General features: G+C 40.8%; 18 protein-coding genes. 12 read left to right on the forward strand and 6 right to left on the reverse strand.

Going from position 1 to position 22,189, the window contains the following annotated elements; all coding sequences use genetic code 11:
- Positions 1 to 51: 51 nt before the first annotated feature.
- From B3317_RS05930 to B3317_RS05955, 6 genes are all read right to left on the reverse strand, one after another.
- Positions 52 to 663: an IbrB-like domain-containing protein gene (locus B3317_RS05930; RefSeq protein ID WP_291109580.1), complete on the reverse strand. Its 612-nt coding sequence runs from the start codon at positions 661 to 663 to the stop codon at positions 52 to 54.
- On the reverse strand, positions 660 to 1,943 hold the full coding sequence (locus tag B3317_RS05935) for a DUF3440 domain-containing protein (protein WP_291109582.1): 1,284 nt from the start codon (positions 1,941 to 1,943) through the stop codon (positions 660 to 662). Before B3317_RS05935 ends, B3317_RS05930 begins: the two co-directional genes overlap by 4 nt.
- Positions 1,940 to 2,407 carry a hypothetical protein gene (locus B3317_RS05940; RefSeq protein ID WP_291109584.1) on the reverse strand — a complete coding sequence of 156 codons (468 nt, stop codon included), beginning with the start codon at positions 2,405 to 2,407 and terminating at the stop codon, positions 1,940 to 1,942. The genes B3317_RS05935 and B3317_RS05940 overlap by 4 nt, the downstream gene beginning before the upstream one ends.
- A gap of 22 nt (positions 2,408 to 2,429) precedes the next feature.
- Positions 2,430 to 2,972: a hypothetical protein gene (locus B3317_RS05945; RefSeq protein ID WP_291109586.1), complete on the reverse strand. Its 543-nt coding sequence runs from the start codon at positions 2,970 to 2,972 to the stop codon at positions 2,430 to 2,432.
- A 397-nt stretch (positions 2,973 to 3,369) separates the two neighbouring features.
- Positions 3,370 to 4,044, reverse strand: coding sequence for a response regulator transcription factor (locus B3317_RS05950; protein ID WP_291109588.1), 675 nt, complete (start codon positions 4,042 to 4,044; stop codon positions 3,370 to 3,372).
- 281 nt (positions 4,045 to 4,325) lie between these two features.
- Positions 4,326 to 5,819 (reverse strand): hypothetical protein, encoded by a 1,494-nt coding sequence (locus tag B3317_RS05955; protein WP_291109590.1) that lies wholly within the window; start codon positions 5,817 to 5,819, stop codon positions 4,326 to 4,328.
- A 276-nt stretch (positions 5,820 to 6,095) separates the two neighbouring features.
- On the opposite strand from B3317_RS05955, the gene B3317_RS05960 reads away from it, so the two are divergent.
- The 12 genes from B3317_RS05960 to B3317_RS06015 all read left to right on the forward strand — a co-directional run bounded on the left by B3317_RS05960 (position 6,096) and on the right by B3317_RS06015 (position 22,175).
- Positions 6,096 to 7,373, forward strand: coding sequence for a LuxR C-terminal-related transcriptional regulator (locus B3317_RS05960; protein ID WP_291109592.1), 1,278 nt, complete (start codon positions 6,096 to 6,098; stop codon positions 7,371 to 7,373).
- Positions 7,374 to 8,308: 935 nt separating this feature from the next.
- Positions 8,309 to 8,809 carry a hypothetical protein gene (locus B3317_RS05965; RefSeq protein WP_291109594.1) on the forward strand — a complete coding sequence of 167 codons (501 nt, stop codon included), beginning with the start codon at positions 8,309 to 8,311 and terminating at the stop codon, positions 8,807 to 8,809.
- A 100-nt stretch (positions 8,810 to 8,909) separates the two neighbouring features.
- Complete coding sequence (locus B3317_RS05970; RefSeq protein WP_291109596.1) at positions 8,910 to 9,404, forward strand: hypothetical protein; 495 nt, start codon at positions 8,910 to 8,912, stop codon at positions 9,402 to 9,404.
- A gap of 4 nt (positions 9,405 to 9,408) precedes the next feature.
- The gene (locus B3317_RS05975) at positions 9,409 to 9,765 is read left to right on the forward strand and encodes a hypothetical protein (RefSeq protein ID WP_291109598.1); all 357 of its coding nucleotides are present in this window, start codon (positions 9,409 to 9,411) and stop codon (positions 9,763 to 9,765) included.
- Positions 9,766 to 9,930: 165 nt separating this feature from the next.
- Positions 9,931 to 10,701 (forward strand): copper resistance protein NlpE, encoded by a 771-nt coding sequence (locus B3317_RS05980; RefSeq protein ID WP_291109600.1) that lies wholly within the window; start codon positions 9,931 to 9,933, stop codon positions 10,699 to 10,701.
- 110 nt (positions 10,702 to 10,811) lie between these two features.
- On the forward strand, positions 10,812 to 12,314 hold the full coding sequence (locus B3317_RS05985) for a phosphatase PAP2 family protein (RefSeq protein ID WP_291109602.1): 1,503 nt from the start codon (positions 10,812 to 10,814) through the stop codon (positions 12,312 to 12,314).
- Between the two features lie 92 nt (positions 12,315 to 12,406).
- Entirely contained in the window at positions 12,407 to 14,686 is a 2,280-nt protein-coding gene (locus tag B3317_RS05990; RefSeq protein ID WP_291109604.1) for a BamA/TamA family outer membrane protein, read from the forward strand.
- A 420-nt stretch (positions 14,687 to 15,106) separates the two neighbouring features.
- The gene (locus tag B3317_RS05995) at positions 15,107 to 16,498 is read left to right on the forward strand and encodes a hypothetical protein (RefSeq protein WP_291109606.1); all 1,392 of its coding nucleotides are present in this window, start codon (positions 15,107 to 15,109) and stop codon (positions 16,496 to 16,498) included.
- 128 nt (positions 16,499 to 16,626) lie between these two features.
- Entirely contained in the window at positions 16,627 to 17,325 is a 699-nt protein-coding gene (locus B3317_RS06000) for a response regulator transcription factor (protein ID WP_291109608.1), read from the forward strand.
- Entirely contained in the window at positions 17,309 to 18,679 is a 1,371-nt protein-coding gene (locus B3317_RS06005) for a HAMP domain-containing sensor histidine kinase (protein ID WP_291109610.1), read from the forward strand. Before B3317_RS06000 ends, B3317_RS06005 begins: the two co-directional genes overlap by 17 nt.
- Before the next feature lie 119 nt (positions 18,680 to 18,798).
- A complete protein-coding gene (mgtA, locus tag B3317_RS06010) occupies positions 18,799 to 21,453 on the forward strand; it encodes a magnesium-translocating P-type ATPase (RefSeq protein WP_291109632.1) in 2,655 nt (884 codons plus the stop codon).
- A gap of 20 nt (positions 21,454 to 21,473) precedes the next feature.
- Positions 21,474 to 22,175 carry an MgtC/SapB family protein gene (locus B3317_RS06015; RefSeq protein ID WP_291109612.1) on the forward strand — a complete coding sequence of 234 codons (702 nt, stop codon included), beginning with the start codon at positions 21,474 to 21,476 and terminating at the stop codon, positions 22,173 to 22,175.
- Positions 22,176 to 22,189 lie beyond the last annotated feature (14 nt).

Raw genomic sequence — 22,189 nt, forward strand, 5'->3', positions numbered from 1 at the left:
GTATAGAATGATCTTTGACAATAACCCTATTTCTTTGAGTCACTCCAACCACTATTCCTCACCATGCTTATACGGCACACTGAAATCACTATTTGCAAACAGCGCAGCCAGTCCGGATATCTGTTTAAGTCGCAGCAGTTCATCTTTATCCATGCCTATATGCTTCAATATCCAGTCATCACTCATACCTGCGTTCTTTAATTCACCGACTATATGCGTCATCAGACCGATATTATGTGTGCCACGGGCTCGGTTGTGACGAATTGTAGAGGCCATACGATCGGACAGGTCCTTGTTTAGTACCGATACCGGAAGATGGCCTTGCTCACGGTTGTATATCCTGTCTGAGGTTTTCATTACCTGGTACCTGTGAAACCCATCGACCAGCTCAAAGACATCCTCCTCAGGAATATAGTAACATACACAGGGCATCGTATATCCGTCTTCCCATATGGATAGCTCCAGTAATTGCATTTCGGGAGGAGCAACCACATTCGGATTATAAGCATTAGCCCGTATTTTTTCTATCGGTACGCGTAATATATTGTACACCGGACTGATAAATCCTGTGGTTTGCTGGTATATGGCAAGGTTTTCCCCGCTGTCATCAGCTTTGTTGACACCTGAATAAGTAATAGGCTTATAGCCTGCTTTATCGTTCATAACTTTATATTTTTGTAGAACTCCATTATTCTTTGACGGTCTTCTTGCTCCTTTTTTGTCATCGAAAATCCCATATATTTACATAGATGGTCATTCTTCAGAATGCAAATACACATCCGTTTATATGTAGGTAAGTCTTTAAAATCAGCTATATCCAGATCGTCCTGATATTCCATTCGCACGGGTAGCTTATCTGTATGATAGTTGGTGTAGTTCTGTACTTCGACCGGAATACCGTATGACCGAAGCTTCTCAATAGTTGTCTCTGACAGACATCCTCCCCGAGTACGCCAAAAGTCTATACTTACTGCAAGTTTGCGCCGGTAATTCATCCGGGTATCTTCCGGTAATGTAGATAATAAGAAGTTCATATAACTTTGCCATGTATGTCCCGGAGGAAGAATAGCTTTTTTCCTTGCTACAACATAGCTATGACCATAAAGTGCCGTGAAATTTACACCGTTTACTCTGCATAACATCTTCCCCCACATATCGGGATCTAACACCCGGTATAACGAGAGGCTTTCCTGTGCAGCCGAAAGGAACGGACTGGCTACCCGCTGTTTCTCTAATGGTACGCCGGCCTGGTAATACAGGTCATACAAGTTGTTATAGTCCCAGCCGAAACGTCCGTTGGCAGTCCATATATCTGTGGTTAGCCAATCATACAACGGATAAGCATTATACACATCCTGGGTTACAAGGCGCGTCCATTTCAGTTCATTATACATGTATCGCCGCTTATTTCCATATACGGTCTTCCATCTATGATAACTTTCCTGCGTTCGAATACCGATAAGGCTGCATGTCCTTCGGGCTTTCTTAAGCAAATGGTACCAGTTTCCGAATAACTCTTGAAAATCATAATCCCACATATCACTGCAATAAAACGAAAAGTCTGCCTGCGTATAGCATCCGGTAGGTAATTCTCTTACCCATAAATCTTTACATAGTTGATCCCACGGTCGCCAGTATATCTGGTGCATTGACGTACAGGTAGTTACTTTAAAGGGTACGCAGACCCGGTATACTTCCAGATATTCTTTGTTGGCTTCAAGTACCCGGTCGATGTACTTTGTAGTTTCGTTATACTGAACTTCGTAATCCATGTGAAAAACGCCGATTTTTCTCTCTATACAGTTTTCCTTCATATAATGAAGGCAAAGGTTTAGCAGTACACCGCTATCCTTACCTCCTGAAAATGATATGTATATATTGTCAAATTCCTGAAATAAAGTTTTGATCCGACTCATTGTCAAGTCGTAAACATTCTTACTCATGTCTGATTTTTTTTTCTGGTAAGCCCGTTCCACATGGTTTGGCTTGGTATCATCCTGGCATACCGTTTCCACCAGAGGTTTACGATAAAACCATTTGCGGCAAATATTTCTTCGTGACGCAGATGAACTACAGCTTCGACTATGTAATCGGCTGATAAGTCCCACATGAGCTCACGAATAAGCAGGGCAAAAACGGACCGATCATCATTGACCACGTAATAGTTATTAATGGTCCCAAGTCCTTCCCGGCATCTGACAGGTAAGAAACCAAGTGTTTCCCCGTCTTTGGATGCGACATACCAACAATGTTCCGGCGAAGTCTTGTAAGGATAATTCAGGTTATATGCGAGTACGGTTTCATTCATGGCAAGATGTGCCACCAGATAATACAATCGTGGATCATCGCCTTCTAGTTTAATTACTTCCATACCTGTTTCTGTATAATTGACATTCTTATTTTTCACCGCAGATTAGGAATTTTGGCCTTTACCGGATTACGGCACATTCTATACGCTCCAGCTGGTAAAAGTAATTTACTTTCATATAACGATAAGGAGTACCGCCGTTAAGTTCCATTAGTTTTCTCTCCCTCCCTTTCATCACGTCAGTAGTCAGGATAATTTCATTGACCTGCCCTGCCATCGGCATGTAGGCGTCTGTATCAATAAATTGCACCAGTCCGTCCCAGTCTTCCGGGACAGTGCGGGTCACAAACTTTTCTTCTTCGATCCCGGTACGGGCAGACAGATACTCCGTAAAATTTATTAATCGTTTTTCCACCAGTTCTTTATTGTCATTCCATGTACCTTCAATAGAACTGTAGCAGGTAATCCGGATTTGTTTCACGGTATTATTCTCTAATTCGGCGGATGATAGTAAGTCTTCCAGTTCTTTCATTTCATGGCGGTTTTCCCGGATACTCTCCAGGTATCCCGAATCCTTTCCGTTATAATAAAAGATGAAAATACTTTCGTTTTCTCCATAACTCAATGCTTCTGCGGACAGAATCTGACAAGATATTATAGACATTATAAAAAATATTATCCTGAAGTTCGACATACAGATGTGTAATAAGATTTGTAATTTGTCTTTTAACATACTCATTAGCTTTTTTCTTTATTATTTACTTAAATATGATTATTTAAGTAATCTGTGTAATTATTATCAGGTATTATATCGATTGAGATTCCCTCTCCCTCTCTTTATCTCTTTTCTTAATTAGATATCTGCGAATAACAACAAAGATAACCGGAGCCATACTGCAACTATATCCAAATAACAGAATCAGAAATTCTGACAAACTAAAGCTACCTATAAATAAAAATGATCCCATACTCATATGTAAATATTAATTTTAAAACATAAGTATAATTTTAGGTCGTTATATAGATAAGAAAAGGCTTTAAATATTTCCTCCGGAGACTTTTCATTCTTCCCATTTATATCCTATTTTATATACTGTCTTTATGTATTTTGCATCGTTGGCATTCATTAATTTTGATTTTAGGTTTTTGATATGGGCATATACGAAATTATGGTTATCCAAGATATCTGCCGTTTCTCCCAATAAATATTCGGCTATCGTGTCCTTTGAGACTACCCTGTTTTTATTCCCTATCAGGAATAACAACAGATCGTATTCCGTCTTGGTCAGGTTTACAGGCTGCTTATCTACAATGACTGTTTTTAATAAAAGATTAATCTCGATATTATTTGATTTCAGTACATTATGGTGCTGGAATTGCAGTCTCCTTAACAAGGCATAAATGCGGATGCTCAGTTCGGAAAGTGAAAACGGCTTTGCCAAATAATCATCCGCACCGATCTTAAGCCCATTTATTTTATCATCCGGTGAATTCCATGCTGAAATAATGATTATCCCGCTATTGCCATTGTTTTGTTTTATTGTTTTCAGGATCTCAAAACCGTTTCCGCCGGGCAGATTCAGATCTAAAAGAATACAATCATAATAATACAAGGCAATTTTTTCTAAAGCGCTATCTATATCAAAAGCCTGCTCACATAAATAGTCGTCCGAAGACAGATATTTTACTATATTCTGGGAAAGGTCCCTTTCTTTTTCAATAACCAGTATTTTCATTGCTTACTATCTTATTATTTTTTAATATATAATCAATGTAGAAAGAGTATAGATGAAATTCTATATTAGTAGGATGAATGTCAATACCGATTTTTATAGAAATTATGAATGTAATTATCACCATCTTCCGCAAATAATAAGTTGTACGAATCATTCATTTATTTTTCAATCATATAAATGCTATCTTTTAGTTCTGATTGGAATAATTTTCAATATGCATCTATTATATTATTTTAGAAATAATAAAAAGCACGACCAGCGTACTGCCATATACCGTATTATTAATCTAAGGCCCGAATCTGGTCGATTTTTAAAAAAGCTTTAGTGCTAGCGGCACGGGAGGCATTCGCCTCTCCAAGATCCTGTGCCCCCATCATAAAGACCATGTGATAGAAAACTTTGTCATTGGTGTTTTTAGAGGTCCACATAAACGAGCGTTGTTCCGGTTTATTGAAAGCGTAAACATCCGGGTCACCCCAAGAGGCATCCTTATTATTGCTTACGAGCACCGTATTGTCACCGGATTTACCGCTTCCGTTTCCGGCCCATTGGTGGGCGGGTAATACCAACGAGTTGGCCGAAGCTCCGTTTGCCCCGCTTTCCCATGAATAAGTCGAACTCCACATAATATCAACGGATTGGCCCAGGTTGTTTCTGATCTGTATATCAGCGTTATTAAAAGTTGTCCCACTCGGAACAAATACCCTCACCGAAAACTTACGGTCGGGAGAGGTCAGTGTCCTGCCATATCCCGGCGTGCTGTTTTCGGAGGTATATTCCAGCGATCCCATCGTGGCGATGCTGCGGATTTCGGCATTACGTTCGCTTTCAATTGTGGCAGTACAAGTTTTGTTATAGAAATATACAGTCAGAGGATCTATCGGACAGTAAAATGAGTTGGACGAAGGTTTCCCTTTTACGGAAAATACCAGTTCGCCGACACCATTACTCAATTGACCACTCTGTAGTACTAAGGTCAGACCATTTATACTAAATGAGGTACCCTTATTGTACCAACCGCCGTTACCTCCATCATAAGGGACTTTCAATATCCCCGTATATTCGGCTTGATTGGCCGCCGTTTTGTTATTATCGTAGAAGTAAGAGGGGTTTAATTCTGCCCTCTCGCAATATACGGTCGAAATTTGAGGCGCTACGGAAGGTAGGTAACTGATAAGGTTCCACTCCGTTCCGCTCCAGTACATATAGCCATTGGTTTTGAGAGTCCCTGTTCCGGTATTGTACACTAGTAATCCGGTACTGGGATTGGGAATGGTTGTTTTGTCCGTCGGCGAAGTAAGCGCGACTCTGGGAAGTAAAACTCCTTTGTCTGTAGCTGCTATATTGAGTATGGCATCGGAAGTATTGACGTCATCTTTGCCGATAGTTACGCTTCCCGGCCTGTAAATAGGGTCTTTATGATCATCGGTGAGCGGCTGGGTCGCTCTTTCCGCTGTCACTGCCCACCGGCTTCCTCCCGCTACGGATGGGTCAAGTGTCTCCCATCCGGCTCCTGACCACACATATAGTCCTTTTTTGAACATAAAACTATTATCATCCATGGCTACTGCCGTGTTGGTATTATAAACGACTAATCCTGTATGTGTCAGCTTCTGTTCGGAGGTTGTATTCGATGAAAACATCGGACGAAGGTCACCTTTGTGAGTTAGCGAAACCCTTGGAAGTCCAAGTCCTTTTGTAGAATTGGGACCATCATCGGTAACACTGTTTTCCTTGAGTTGCAGTAATACTCCCGGGATGGGTGCTTCGCCCATTCCTATGGTAACTTGTGAGTTTGTGTTTAAAATAATTCCAAAAAAAAATGTGTAAAAAATGATGTTTTTTTTCATAAAATGTGAATACTTTTGTAAAGTGATTTGAATTCTTAGTATTTTTTGTCCTGAAAAAATATTTGTATTATGAATTCGAATCCGGAAAGACAATTAAAACTAACAATTATATAGAGAATCCGCTTTTTTAATCTTATTTATTGACAAAGGTAAGATAAATGGCCGTAACCTGTCAATAGTTAATTATCACTGTTTTTATATATGGATGATTTTAAACTGGAAAGCGTAGACGATATTCTTGAAAAGAACAGAACCTATGTCGAATTTCTTTCACAAGTAAATAATAGCTTGGTCTGGGTATTGGACCGGAACACGTCTACTTATCTATATCTGTCGCCGAATTTCAGTGACTATCTCAAGTGTGACCCGTCGGAGTTAAAGAAAAAGCAGCCTTTGGAATTCATCACCAGATACATACATCCTGACGATCTGTTGGAACTTATCGATATCCAAGATCAATTTATCGGCTTCGTGGCCAGTCTGCCGTACAAGGAGCAGATGGATTATAAGCATATCTTCGAGTTCAGGGTGTTGTACAAGGGCGAATGGAGGAGGGTAACCGACCAGCGCCAGCTATTGGGTATCAGCTTCGACAACAGGCCCATCACATTGGGAATCGTAGATCCTTCGCCGAACCAGGCACTGGATCAGGCAGTCAACTACAAGTTGGTTAATTTCAAAACAGGAGATATTGTTTCCTTTGAGTCAAACGAAAGTTCCGGTTTCCCTTTAGCCAAATTCAAACCTGATATAACTAGTTACAGAACGGTAGATGTAGAGACTATCTTTGAGCGAAACAGGCTGTTTATCGAGTTCATGGTCAGAATGAATAATAGCTGTGTCTATGTACTGGAAAGGAAGAATAATACCTTTTTATATATGTCGCCAAACTTCAGTAAATTTTGGGGCTATAATCCTTCGTCACTGAAAATAAGACAATCAAGGGAGTTTCTCGTCCGGCATCTTCATTCGGATGATATAGCGGCTTTCATGGAAGCACAGGATAAGATTATTGAGTTTCTTTATACCACATTATCGGATAAAGAACGGCTGCACTATAAATATATCTGTGAACTTAGGGCTTTACATAAGGGGGTGTGGACACGCATAGTCAGCCAGCACTGGTTGTTAGGTATCAGTTCCGACAATACGCCGGTAGTAATGGGTGTTGTGGATCTTTCCCCCAACCAGAACTCGAATCAGCCCTTCAGTATCCGGCTGATTAACAGTAAAACGGGGGAGATTGTCTCATTCCCGTTCCCTGCCCATGAGAATACTATCAGTAATTCATTATCGAACCGTGAACTTGAAATACTGAAAATGGCTGGAGAAGGGATGCTCAGCAAAGAAATATCGGAAAAACTATTTATCAGTATTCATACAGTAAACGGCCACAGACAGAAGATTTTGCGAAAAATGAAAGTACAGAATCTGGCAGAAGCGATTAATCTGGCCCGCAGGCAAGGGTTACTTTCTTAATACTCCGTTGTTCGATTCTGTTTTGATTTATGGATAACACGGATCAATGGCTGATATTTTCTCGTGATTTAACAGATGTTTCAGTCAACAGTCAACAGTTTCGTGGTTTGTCATGCTGAGAGAAACGAAGCATCTCGTCAGAGAGTAGTTAACAGCCTGTATCCCGTATCTTTCTCCAAAAAGGTAACAAAGGTTACACTATTTACAGTCAACAGTTAGCAGTCATCAGTTAACAACTTGTATCTCGTGTCTTGTCTACTCGTAACTTCCCCAAAAAGTAACAAAAGTAACAGCTTTTACAGTTATCAGTCAACAACTTGTAAGATGTAAACTTTGCGCCTCAGCGTCTTCGCGTGAAACAAATAAAGTATCTTGTAACCTGTAACTGCCCGCAGGGGCCTGTTCAATTTTTCAAAGAACTAATAGAGGGTGTGTCAAAAGCCAAATTGCACTATCAAATTATTACCCTCTTTGTCATTGGCTCCGCTTCGCTCTGCCGAACGCTGTTTCTGAATGCAATGAAGAATCCCGACCCTCCAGACACGAGATGTTTCACTCCGTTCAACATGACAAAATGAAAGTAAAAATTACTTTTGACACACCCTCTACCCATATAGATAAAATTTCCAAATATCGGTTCACATTAAATGCGGATAATAGAACACATCTAATCTTATTTAATATAAACTTTGTTGTCTTTTTTTTGTAAAAATTTGTGTATTAGTATGTTATTTAATATTCCGGCGAATTTTCCGTAATAAATGTATCCGGAGAAAATGATACAATCAAAAGTTAAAAATTCTTTCTTTTATATCTTTATTAAAGAAATTCAAAAAAACTACAAAATTGACCTGTATTCTTGTGTGAAATATAATTTATTATAGAGTAATCCTTTAACAATAATTAGATTTACAAAAATGAAAATGAAAACGAAAATGAAATTTTTATTTATCTCGCTAGTCGCATTGTCGTTACTCCCAGCCTTTAATTCTTGCAAGAATGATGATGACGATTCGGATTCTCTTGTGGGTACATGGTACTACAGAGACGTCGCAGCCGGGGAAATAAAGACCAACAGCGCGGCTAATGACGCGATAATAAAATCTTATGTCGCGAGAGAAGGAGTAGACGAGTATATAGGCTTTTGGTACGAATTCAGCACGAACGGCACATTCCGGAGTTCTTATAAGGACGAAAAGCCGTTAACAGCTACATATACCTATGCGAACGGGTTTTTGACCTTTATAACTGAGGGGGAAAGAGACAAAGAGACAATGAAAGTTTCGGTCGCAAGTGATGTGATGACATTTGAGAAGGATTATACGAACAGATGCAGCAATTTGTCTCAAAGTGAACTAAGAGATCTGGGCGTCAATGATCCGGGTAGTTTTAGGGTGACTAAGGCCATTGGAAAAATAAATTTTCTTAAAAGGTAAGACAGTACGGATTAAGTAAACGATAATAATTAATGTCACATTAGTTACGATGTCTGTAAGGGTGGACCTGTGTATTAATACAGATTAAAAATAACGATATATGCATGAAAATTTAAAAAATATCCATGTGGGTAAGCTGATCCACCGGTATATGGAGGAATGCGGCATAGATGTTGAACGTGCTGCCGCCTTCCTGAAAGTAGACGAAGAGGAACTGGAGCAAATGTACACCCGGAAGTCTTTGGATTGTGATACACTGCTTCGCTGGAGCAAGTTGCTCAAATACGATTTCTTCCGTATCTATTCCCAGCATCTGATCCTGTATTCGCCTCAGGATACCAATATAACCAAGCGTAAAAAGAAAGTAAAAAGCAGCTTGCCTGATTTTAAGAAGAATATCTACACGGAGGAGGTAATCTATTATTTAGTAGAGTTGGTTGTAAACGGGAAAAAGACATATAAACAAATAAAGACAGAATACAATATCCCTTCCACTACTGTTCTTCGCTGGATACATAAATACGGGAAGCCGGAAGATGAAAAGATGGACGATACTCCGCCGAATGAGAATACAGACAAAAATAAAATAAGCTGATACTATGGATAACAGGCCTTTTTATCATAAGTTGTATGCCGACCTTATCCGGGATAAATATCCCGACAAAATGCCGGATTGCTCCGGTTATCTGCAAAAAGAAAACTGGACGGCGCTGGATGTTATACAAGTCAATGAACTACTTTTCGGTTCAAAGACGAGAACCGGTTTGTCTATTGATAAGAAGCACCGGGCCTATGACAAGGAAAGTATACAACAAATCCTTTTATACCAACAGAACAATATGTTGAATAATAATGAGCTTGCCAACAAGTACGGACTCAGCAGGAATACCCTCGCCAAATGGAAAAAACTTTATCCCGACCTGTGTGGCCAAAGTGAGACAGTACCGGATAAATAAAATTTGTCAGATCAATGAATAATATGGAAAAATTCAAAAATTCTACAAAATTGACAGGTTACTTTTATATACAATATAAATTATAAATAATACCGGAATGATTACCGGATTCGCTTTCGCAATAAATGGATGTTTGTGAAAGACTTACTTTTAAATATTTTATATATGAAAAGATTTATTTTTATTGCAGTCATAGCTGCATCGTTATTCTTACTATTTGAGGCATGCAAACAAAAGGGAAAGTCTGAACAGGACGATGTTGCCGATATTCATAATCCCGAAAACAGCCTGGATTGGGAGGGTCTCTATATAGGGACTATTCCGTGCGCCGACTGTGAAGGCATTGAAGTTTCGGTGACTCTGAACGAAGATAATACCTATGTAATGCATTATTATTATATCGGTAAGGAAAACAAAGTAGAACCATTTAGAGGGACATTCACATGGAACGAGGACGGAAGCACTGTAATATTCAGCGACAAAACCATGCCCCATTACTTTAAAGTAGGTGAAAATACACTGACGCAACTCGATATGGAAGGTAAGCCGATAGAGGGCGAACTGGCCGTCAGGTATATCCTTAACAAGATCGAACAGGATAAAGAGCATAACTCCAGAAACAGTTTGGACTGGGACGGAGACTATACCGGAAAGATCCCTTGTGCCGATTGTCCGGGTATCAGAGTTCTGATTACACTGAATCAGGATGAGACATATAAGGTAAAATATACATATATAGACAGGAAAGGCGCACCTGCTATTTATACGGGAAAGTTTATCTGGGATGATAATGGAAGCATAATCACGCTGGATAGTAAGGACATCCCTCCTCACTATAAAGTCGGAGAAAACAAACTGATACAGCTCGATATGGAAGGCAAGCCGATAGAAGGTGAACTTGCCAATATGTATGTACTGGCAAAAGTGCCTCAATAGAATCCGGAGATTATTAAATATACCTTACACTCGATATATAAAAAAGGAATATGTCTGTCAGCAGACAAGTCTGATTTCTTTACCTGATTTGTAAATTGAATAAACCGATAATGACGCAGAAATCAAAACTACAGAAGGCGAAGCGGCGGCTATCAGCTGCCGCTTACGCGGTTCTAATCTTTACTACGGGTATAAATGCTCAAGTAACTGTGGCCATGGGAGTTCCATGTGTAAATATTTCTATACCCGGCTTAGGGCAAGAAGATAATCCGGATGACACAGCTGATGCTAATATGCGGGTAATTTTGCCCGGCATAGACCTGAACGGCCTGACTACGATTACTAATGTAAAAGATTCTGTTTGTTTGGATCTGAAATATAAGGATGTATTTTGGAAACGCACCATTGCGCCCTCTGTTCTTCTGGGGCTGTCTGCCATTTCCTGGAAATCGGATGAAAGTGTAAGAGCTATCAGGAACCGCTATACTCCCGGTTTTCGGAGTACGCTTGACAACTATACGCAATATGTCCCTGCGGCTACGGTTTTTGCCTTAAAATTATCCGGGGTTAAAGGACGCAATAAACTTGGGCGATCTGTCCTGAACTGGGGTGGGGGAATGGCTGTCATGGGAGGGCTGGTCAATGGGGTGAAATACTCTGCCAGAGTTATGCGTCCCGATGGGACGACGAGGAATTCCTTTCCTTCCGGGCACACCGCAACAGCTTTTATGAACGCGACGTTCATGCATAAAGAGTATGGACAGGAAAATCCGCTGTATAGTGTTTTAGGATATTCAATGGCTACTTATACGGGTATAAGCCGGAGCCTGAATAACCGCCACTGGCTCTCGGATATTCTGGCCGGAGCCGGTATTGGTATTTTATCCACGGAATTGAGCTATCTGATAATCGATAGTTTCTATAAAAACAAAGGGGACTTCTTCTCTCCTTTCGATGTGAACAAAGAATTGGAAAAACATTCGTTCTTATCTATAAAATTAGGAAACGCCTTTTATCTGGACGGATTAAAGTCGTTTGATAAATTAGGTCTGGAAGGAGCCATGGAAGGAGCATACTTTTTTAATAAAAAATGGGGGATTGGCGGAGAACTGGGCTTTATGCATATGCCGTTCGAACAGGAAGTTATCGACCTTTTTGACCAGGAAGATTTGCCGGAAGATATAACCAATACGCGTATGGATGTTCAATCGCTGGGTTTTACCTCTCTGATGATCGGAGGATATTACTCGAAAGCTTTAGGTGCTAAACTTATATTGCAAGGTAAAATACTTGCGGGTTTCGGAACAGGTATCGGGGGTAATATGAACATCAAGGCCGACCGGAATATAGACGGCGTAATATCAGAAATCGATATTCCTTTTATGGAATATACGGTAGGCAGTTCATGGATGATAGGCGGGGGAGTTTCCCTTACCGGAATGGTCGCGCCTACTTTGGGTTTAGCCCTGTATATGGATTACAAGTACGCTAACCCGAAGATCGAAACATCTGTCTCGAAATATTACGAAGATATAGACAACAGACTTTTGGATAAAGGGCGCTTACCTATAAGTTCTTTATCTGCGGGGCTTAAGCTGATATCTTTTTTTTGATTTCTATTGTAGGCTATGCCAAAGTTTCGGTGGAAAGTTTTCGAATAGATGATAATAATTGCGAAGCCCGGTTAGATTACATTTTATTGCCCATGAAAAGTAGAATTTGGAAGAATACACAGTGGAAAATCGTACGGATAATACTATTTCTTGTACTTTCTGCGTGTAATACGACTAAAAATATTCCGGAAGGTAGTTACCTGCTGGATGATTTTAATATCAGGCATGATACGGAAAATTCGACGTCTTACTTAAAGGATTTTGTCTGGCAGCAACCTAATTCCGGTTTTTTATTACTGGAAAAAGTCCGCCTCGGTATATACAGCATGGCCGGACAGGATACGGCCAAATGGCTGGACCGGGCTCTCCTGAAAATCGGGTATCCCCCCGTGATATTTAGTAACAGGCAGACGGCCATGTCTATGGATCAGCTTAAAAGGCAGCTGAATAATCAGGGATATCTGAATGCAGAAGTAGATACAACCCTTAAAATAAAAGGGAGAAAAATATCTGTCACCTATAATCTGAAGGGAGGTATTCCTTATCGTATACGGAATTATACCTATACTTTCAGTGATACCGCTATGACCGGAATTATAAATCGGAACCCGGTAGAACCCTTATTGGAAAAAGGAGATATGTTCGATCTGGATATGATGGAACGGGAGCGGCTCCAAACAGGCAACACAATGCGTAATGCAGGGTATTTCGGCTTCTCGAAAGAATATTTGTTCTTCAAAGCCGACACAACGCTCAACTCGCATGAAGTAGATTTGTTTATGGATGTTTATCCCTTAAAAAACGGTCGGCCGCACAGGCGTTACAAAATAGATGGTATCACCGTGATTTCCGGAGAGAGTCCGTCTGATACAGAGGCCGATACCACCGACATAAATGGTATAAGGATCATACGGGGAAAAGATAATTTTCTGCGAAATTCAACTGTTATCCGCAATACTCATATAAAAAAGGGAGCCTATTTTTCTGATAATGTGTTGAGTAAAACATATGATGCGTATAATAAAATGAACGCTGTAAAGCTGACGAATATCGAGCTTTCGCCATCCCTGAAAGACAGTTCTACACTCGATGCTACTATTACATTACTGCCGGCGGATATGCACAAGATTAAAGCCGGGCTTACCGGCACAAATGCTGTAGGGGATTTTGGGATTGCTCCGGATTTAACATACCTACATCAGAACTTTTTTAACGGAGGAGAACAATTCAGTATAAAGCTAAAAGGCGCCTATGAATTTATTGCCGGAGGCAGGAATCGTGATCTTCTGAGCCGAAGTTATTTTGAATATGGGATTGAATCAGGTCTTTCTTTTCCGATGTTTCTATTTCCATGGCTGAGAGAGAGTTGGCGCGAACATCCGTCGGCAAGCAGTAGTATTTCTATCGGGCTAAGGAATCAACACAGACATGAATACAATCGGCAGTTCTTTAATATGACGCTTGCTTATGACTGGTCGACATACAAGGACAGGCTTCGTAGTAAATTGGAACTAATCGACATAACTTATGTACATATGCCATGGGTGTCAGAGCAATTTGACAGCATTTACCTCAGTTCTGGCAATTCAATGCTGGCTGCAAGCTACCGGGATGAACTGATCTCACGCACAGCTTACACATTGACATTAGCTAACGACCGTAACTTTTCTCATCTGGCACCGACATATACCCTCCGGGGATCGGTCGAGGTAGGAGGGTTGCTCCCACGGCTGGCGAATACCTTAGGCTGGACGAAGGATGAGGAGTGGGCAAAAACTATAATGGGTGTTGACTATGCCGAGTATGTAAAGGTTAGCGCTGATTACGCGCCGACCTTCCGTTTCTCAAAGAAACATACATTGGCATACCATGTCATGTTGGGTTTGGCATTTCCTTATGGCAATTCGCCTACAGTTCCTTACGTGAAGCGTTTCTTTGCCGGAGGGCCCTACAGTATCAGAGGATGGAGTACCTCCACACTGGGGCCGGGGTCGTATAATCCGTTTATTTTTGATGATGACAGGATTGATCTTCTGGAGCATCTGGGGAATATGAAGTTGGAATTTAGTATCGAAAACAGAATGAAAATAAGTAGCTTACTTGAGTTCGCCCAATTTATCGATGCCGGGAATGTATGGACGACGCAGGATTATGAAGGAGAAGCAAGCCGGTTCAGGTTCAATAAATTCTATAAGGAAATTGCCGTTGCATATGGCGTCGGGCTCCGCCTCGACCTCGGCTATCTCTTGCTTCGCAACGATTTCGGGATAAGAGCTTATGATCCGGTAGAAGACCTGTCGAAACGTTTTGTACTCTTTCGACCCCGATTGAATCGTACGGCCTGGCATTTCGGTATAGGATATCCATTCTGATTATCTCCCAAATCAATTTATATGCAAAGTAAGCGATTGGTCCATAATCGAAATCTCCTTTAACGAACATAACTGATTCACAGATTTAACAATTTCTAATAATATATATCCAAAGGTTCTATAAAACAGGCTCTTAGTTGCCAACCTTAATATTAACAGGGGTATATAATATATGTCAGTATAAAAACAGTGATAATTAACTGTTTTTATATATGCTATAAACAAATCTATTTAGTACTTGTTATATTTTATAAAACAAAATAATAGTTATTTAACCATAATTTATAATTAACCATACTTTATAATCATACTTAAAAAGGACATTTAATTTTTTTGGAATTGTAATTAATATAGCCACTCGAATATTTGATTCGTATTATACCCTTAATAAAATCTTTATTTTAACCAAAACTTACAAATATGACACATAGAATTTGTCAAAACGGCCGATACAGGCTAATATTGTGTTGTTCTTTATTTCTAATAAACAGTTTCTTTGTAATTAGTATGCAGGGACAAGTGACGATTGGCAGCGGAAATCCCCCGGCTAATGGGGCACTTCTGGATTTGAAAGAAAATGAAGCTCCCAACGGGGATGTAACAAGTACTAAAGGTATTATTTTCCCGCGTGTCAGGCTGGTCAGCCTGACTTCTTTGATGCCCTTGTTAAACGCTACCGATGCGGCTAATGCTACACAAAAGACGATCCACAAAGGGATTGTAGTGTATAACCTGGCTACAAATAACGGTTTGCAGGAAGACTTATACTTTTGGGATGGCGACGAGTGGCTCAATCTTCACCAGACCAATGGTTATTCGTGGGCCACGCTGGGAAATGCAGGAACAAGTCCCGCAACGAATTACATAGGGACATCCGATGCCGTGGATTTAAGCATACGAACCAATGGAACCGAAAGGATGCGTGCTACTGCTACGGGTAACATAGGTATAGCCACAGCAACGCCCGCCAGTACCCTGACGGTAAATGGGTCTGTTGCTGCGAAATATATAACTCAAACTGGCTCATATACAATTAGTAATAATGATTGTAATGTCACCTTTACAGGAGGATCAGGAAAATCAACATTTACACTTCCTGCGGCAGCCAGTGGTTCGGGAAATTTTTCAGGAAGAGCGTATTATATCAAAAATGTGAGTACCTCCGATACATTGGTTATCACTACGGCGAATACCACTACAGAAAGCATTCGGTTCGGCGGAACCGAACCAAACCGGGCATCCAGAACACTGGCTCCGGGAAATTATGCCAGACTGGTTTCCACCGGACTGCTTCCCGGTCAATCGGGAACTGCAAATGCTACCTGGGACTGGGATTTTGTGGGTACTATTATTTCACCCAATTCCAAAAGTATACAATACACCAAGACTATTGTTTCCCCTATCAATGCTAATTCAAAAAATACCGTTGCAGAGTTAGGTAACCTACAAGTAAGATATGATGGTTCGACAAGTCCGGGCTTTTTGGAAATCAAGACTAAAGTACAATCCCATTATAGCTGGGTATTCCATAAGTCGGGAGGAGGATCGGCAAATTTAGAGGCTTATGGACAAAATCCGAATAATGACCCAGCAAACACATGGTCACGACTAAATAGTATATCTTCAAATGGTGTTGAAAATCCCGCAAACTTTAATCAAAGTAAAAGGGATCTTGCTTATCTTATAATCACACTGCATAATACAAGGGAGGTTTACCGGGTAACCCTTAATGCCAGCGATTCTATCGCTGCAAATGGTAACATTCCCGCGACTACTTCATCCGTTACTATTTTTATAGAAAAGCTGGATTAAAAGTAACCCTGTTTGTTAATGCGGGAGAAAATAATTTCTGATGTGAATCCGTTTATATCCCGTTTCGTGACTAACCCTTTGTAATATCTTCTAAATAATTTACTTTTGTAACATATATCAGTTGCGAGATGAATAAAATTTTAATTATAGAGGATGAACGACGTGTGGCTGACCTTCTCTGTCGTGGATTGGAGGAGATGGGGTATGTCGTTTATGTCGCCTATGATGCGGAGATGGGGATAAGATTATTCCGCTCCGGTGAATATGATCTTGTTATTTCTGATATTGTACTTCCAGGAATGAATGGCTTCGAACTGGTTAAAGAGATAAAGGAACTGAATAAAAGCACTCCTGTAATCATGCTTACAGCACTTGGCTCGACTGATGATAAATTGGAAGGATTCGATGCCGGAGCAGATGACTATATGGTCAAGCCATTCGATATACGCGAATTAGAGGCAAGAATCAGGGTCCTGCTTAAACGTAAAGCAACGACAGAAACACCACAGGAAAAGGAGCTTAGTTACGCCAGCCTGAGGGTTGACTTACTAACTAAAACTGTATACAGAGAGGAACAGGAGATAAAATTGACACCGAAGGAATTTAATCTGTTAGTCTATATGGTTCGCAATCCCGAACGGGTGCTTTCCCGAGCTGAAATTGCAGAGAAAGTATGGAACACGCATTTCGATACGGGAACGAATTTTATAGATGTTTATATAAACTATCTGCGTAACAAAATAGACCGTAATTTTGGCTCGAAATTAATTCAGACCAAGCCAGGTATGGGTTTTATCTTATATTCCGAAGATGAAAATCAGACATAAACTGACGTTGAGATATACCTGTGTTACTGCCGCGATCTTTTCAGCTGTGGTTCTGGTTATTTTTCTTTTTTCCGAACATACCCGCGAAAAGGAGTTTTTCCGCGATCTTACCCGGGAGGCCGTAACAAAAGCGAATCTGTTCTTGAGTGATAAGGTGGATGCACAAACGATGCAGTCGATATATCACAACAACCGGCAGTTTATAGATGAAGTAGAAGTTGCAGTATATACAACAGACTTCCGGTTGTTATATCATGATGCACAAGAAATAGACATCATTAAAGAGGCTCCCGGACTGATAACAACGGCAATAACTAAGAAAGAGATTGAATTCTACGAAGATAAATATCAGGGCATTGCAATGACATATCCCTATAAAGGGGTAGATTATGTAATAACTGCCGCAGCTTATGATGGTTACGGCTATGCAAAGTTGACACGGCTGACTACTTTGTTAATAATTCTGTGGGGGGTCGGATTGGGAATCATTGCAGTGATAGGATATTTGTTGGCTAGAGGGGCTTTACGTCCGGTAAGCCGGATCGTTGAAAAAGTAGATGCCATCAGCGAATCGAATCTAAATACACGGCTGTATGTAAAAAAAGAGCATGACGAATTGGATGAATTGGCGGAAACTTTCAATCAAATGCTCGACAGGTTGGAGCAATCGTTCGATAATCAGAAAATGTTTGTAAGTAATGTGGCGCATGAATTACGCACTCCGCTCGCAGCACTGATCGCCGAATTGGAAGTGGCGCAACTTCGGGAAGATCGTTCGGAAGAGGAATACCGTACAGTTATCGTTAATGCACTGAGCGATGCCGAAAAGCTAAAACATCTAATAACCGGGTTACTCGATCTGGCTAAGGCAAACTATGACATAAGCCGCATATCCACCGAAGAGTTGAGAATGGACGAACTCTTGCTGGATGCGCGCGAGACAGTTCTGAAAGCGAATAAAGAATACTCTATTGATTTGATTTTCGATCAGGATGCCGAAGACGACAAGGTTATAACAGTATGCGGTAATGCCTATCTGTTGAAAACCGCATTTGTAAATCTCATTGAAAACAACTGTAAGTTTTCAAACGACCAATCGTCTGATGTCCAGATATCGTTCTATGGAAGAAATACAATTGTTCGCTTTTCCGACACAGGCATAGGTATTTCTGCGGACGAAATCGAAAAAATATTCACGCCTTTTTACAGAGGCTCGAACACTACCCATATCAAAGGACAAGGTATAGGTCTGGCCTTAACTCAAAAAATAATCCTGCTACACAAGGGTACATTAACTATTCACTCCGTTAGAGGAGAAGGAACAACTTTTGTTGTCGAAATACCCCATATTTAGACTATTCCGTTACAAGATTCTAATGATATTCTAATAGCAGTCTAATGGTTTCCTAATAGCTATTTCTTTTTCATCATTCTACATTTGCGCCTGAAAACGGTAAAAAAAGTTAGGTTATGATGAAATTTTGGAATAAAACAAAGAAAAAATCTGCGGGATTAAACTTCGACAGCGAAAGGCTATTCCTTGCTGCATCTCAATCCGGTAAACATATCTATACCTATTTTGAATCCCGTAAGAGAGGCTTGTATCAGGCGGAAGCTGCGCAACGTCTGAAGAAAGTCGGTAAAAATGAAATTGTATCCGAAAAGCGAAGCAGTTGGTTCGCTATGCTGATAAAAGCCTTCATCAATCCCTTTATCGGAATACTGATGTTTTTGGCTGTGATTTCCATTATTCTTGACGTGTTGTTGGCATCGCCGGAGGATAGGGAATGGATGACCGTGATAATAATAACATCGATGGTTACCATCAGCGGTTTACTGCGTTTCCAACAGGAATGGAAATCGAAACGTGCGAGCGAAGCCTTACAAAAGCTGGTAAACAATAAAGTGTCAGTCTTTAGGTGCGGGCATGAAATGTTCTTCGATATTAATTTCACAGAGCTTGTTCCGGGTGATGTTATATTTCTTTCGGCAGGAGATATGATTCCTGCTGATATTCGTATAGTAGAGGCAAAAGACTTTTTTGTTAGCCAAGCTTCTTTGACAGGCGAGTCCGATGCTGTCGAAAAAACACCCGGCCTCACCGAACAACCGCCGAAAACAGGAAGCGTAATCGAACTCAGTAACATTTGCTTCATGGGTTCAAATGTTATCAGTGGCTCAGCCAAAGCGATCGTTGTTACTACCGGAAACAATACATATATGGGTACTATAGCCAAATGTATTGTCGGCGTGCGTGCGCAAACTAGCTTCGATAAGGGTATAAACAAGGTTAGCGTTCTGCTGATACGTTTTATGTTGGTTATGGTTCCGTTTGTATTTTTAGTCAACGGTATCACAAAAGGCGACTGGTTGCAAGCTTTCATTTTCGCCGTTTCGGTTGCTGTAGGACTCACTCCTGAAATGTTGCCGATGATCGTAACTTCAAACCTTGCCAAAGGGGCAGTTAAAATGTCGAAGCGTAAAACGATTGTCAAGAATCTGAATGCCATTCAGAATTTTGGAGCGATGAATATTTTGTGCACTGATAAGACCGGGACACTGACCCATGATAAAATTGTATTGGAGCGCTATCTGAATATGGCTGGCGAAGAAGATATCCGCGTATTGCGGCATGCCTATTTTAATAGTTTTTTTCAGACCGGACTAAAAAATCTGATGGATAAGGCTATCCTGTCACATACCGAAGAACTCGGATTTCATAATCTCGAAAAAGAATATTCCAAAATAGATGAAATACCATTTGATTTCATCCGCCGTCGTATGTCGGTGGTTGTCGAGGATAAGAAGAGCAAATGTCAAATCATCACCAAAGGAGCAGTTGAAGAAATTTTGAATATCTGCTCTCATATGGAGTTCAACGGTAAAGTGGTAGAAATAGATAAGGCCTTACGTATTTCAGTGATGTCGGACACATCAAACCTGAATAGGGAAGGTTTACGTGTACTTGCTATTGCGCAAAAAAGCTGGGTGGAAAAAGATCACAGCTTTGGCATAGCCGATGAATCGGATATGGTGTTAATCGGGCTTTTGGCTTTTCTCGACCCGCCCAAAGCATCGGCAGCCGGAGCTATCAGACAACTGCACGAGCACGGTGTTGAGGTAAAAGTACTTTCAGGAGATAACGAAGGTGTGGTAAGAACTATTTGCCGTCAGGTCGGAGTCGATACCGAATACACATTGCTGGGACATGAGATTGAAGACATGGCGGACGAAGATTTGATCGCAAGGATCGGCAAAATAAAAGTTTTCGCAAAACTAACTCCAATGCAAAAAACACGTATAATAACGCTGTTGCAGGAGAAAGGAAACACTGTCGGGTTTCTTGGTGATGGTATAAACGACGCTTCGGCACTTCGTCAAGCTGATATCGGGATTTCAGTAGATACCGCTGTTGATATAGCCAAAGAGAGTGCCGATATCATTCTGTTGGAAAAAGATTTGATGGTTTTGGAAGAGGGGGTACTTGAAGGGCGTAAAATATTCGGCAACATTATGAAGTACATAAAGATGACGGCCAGTTCCAATTTCGGGAATGTATTCAGTGTGATGATTGCCAGCGCATTTTTACCATTTCTACCGATGCTGCCCGTGCATCTGTTGCTTCAGAATCTATTGTACGACATCTCACAAACGACTATTCCGTTCGACACGGTGGATAAGGAGTATCTGATGAAACCACGCAAGTGGGATGCTTCCGACCTTGGGCGTTTTATGATTAGAATCGGACCTATCAGTTCTATTTTCGATATTGTTACCTATTTGGTAATGTGGTTTGTTTTCAGGGCGAACTGTCCGGAGATGGCTCCGTTGTTCCAGTCCGGATGGTTTATCGAAGGGTTGCTTTCGCAAACGTTGATTGTACACATGATCCGCACCCGAAGGATTCCGTTTATCCAAAGCCGTGCTTCATGGCTTGTAATGACAACCACACTGGCTGTTATGGCCGTAGGCATTATTATTCCGTTCTCAAGATTGGGAGCTTCCATTGGCCTAGTCCCTCTTCCGTGGAGTTACTTCCCGTGGCTAGTAGGTATCCTTTCGGGTTATTGCTTACTGACCCAGACTGTTAAAAATTGGTATATCCGCAAATATCACAGATGGTTATAACACGATAAAAAACAAAAACAATGCTTTCTTTCGTTTTAAACATAGGTTTAGCCTTGGTTTTAGGCTTATGCATAGGGCTTGAGCGTCAGTTGCGCCAACGGGCTACCGGGCTTCGTACCAACGCGCTTGTCGCTCTCGGAGCAGCTATATTCATGGTAATGGCTTGTAAAATAGGAGGGACTGCTGAGGCAAGGGTTCTTTCGTACATCATTAGCGGTATCGGGTTTCTGGGTGCAGGCGTCATTATAAAAGACGGTGCATCGATAAGGGGACTCAATACGGCTGCAACCCTATGGTGTACGGCTGCTATAGGGGCTTTTTGTGGACTTGGATACATCTATGAACCAATAACTGGGGCAGCATTTATTATAGCCATCCATCTGTTTATGCGCCCGTTGTCTAATAAACTGATGAAAGCGAAAGTATTTGTAAGTACTGATGCCGAAGAGTTCCATTATAAATTTGTCGCCTGCTGCAAAGAACCGGTCGAAAATCATATTCGCGTTTTGTTCGTACAATACCTCTCCAATAATAACGGACTACTACTAAGCTCTCTTAGTAGCCATGATTCGGAAGTTCCCGGTCTGGCAATCATCGAAGTGGATATTATCAGCCTTTCGAAACAGGATACGACTATCGAGAAGATCGCTTCTTTCCTGACCCTTGAAAACGGAGTCAGTTCAGTCAAATGGGAATCATGCGATATAGAGTCAAGATCGTAAGAAATAATACAAAA

The organism is Dysgonomonas sp. UBA7710, assembly GCF_002482385.1.
Lineage (GTDB): Bacteria > Bacteroidota > Bacteroidia > Bacteroidales > Dysgonomonadaceae > Dysgonomonas.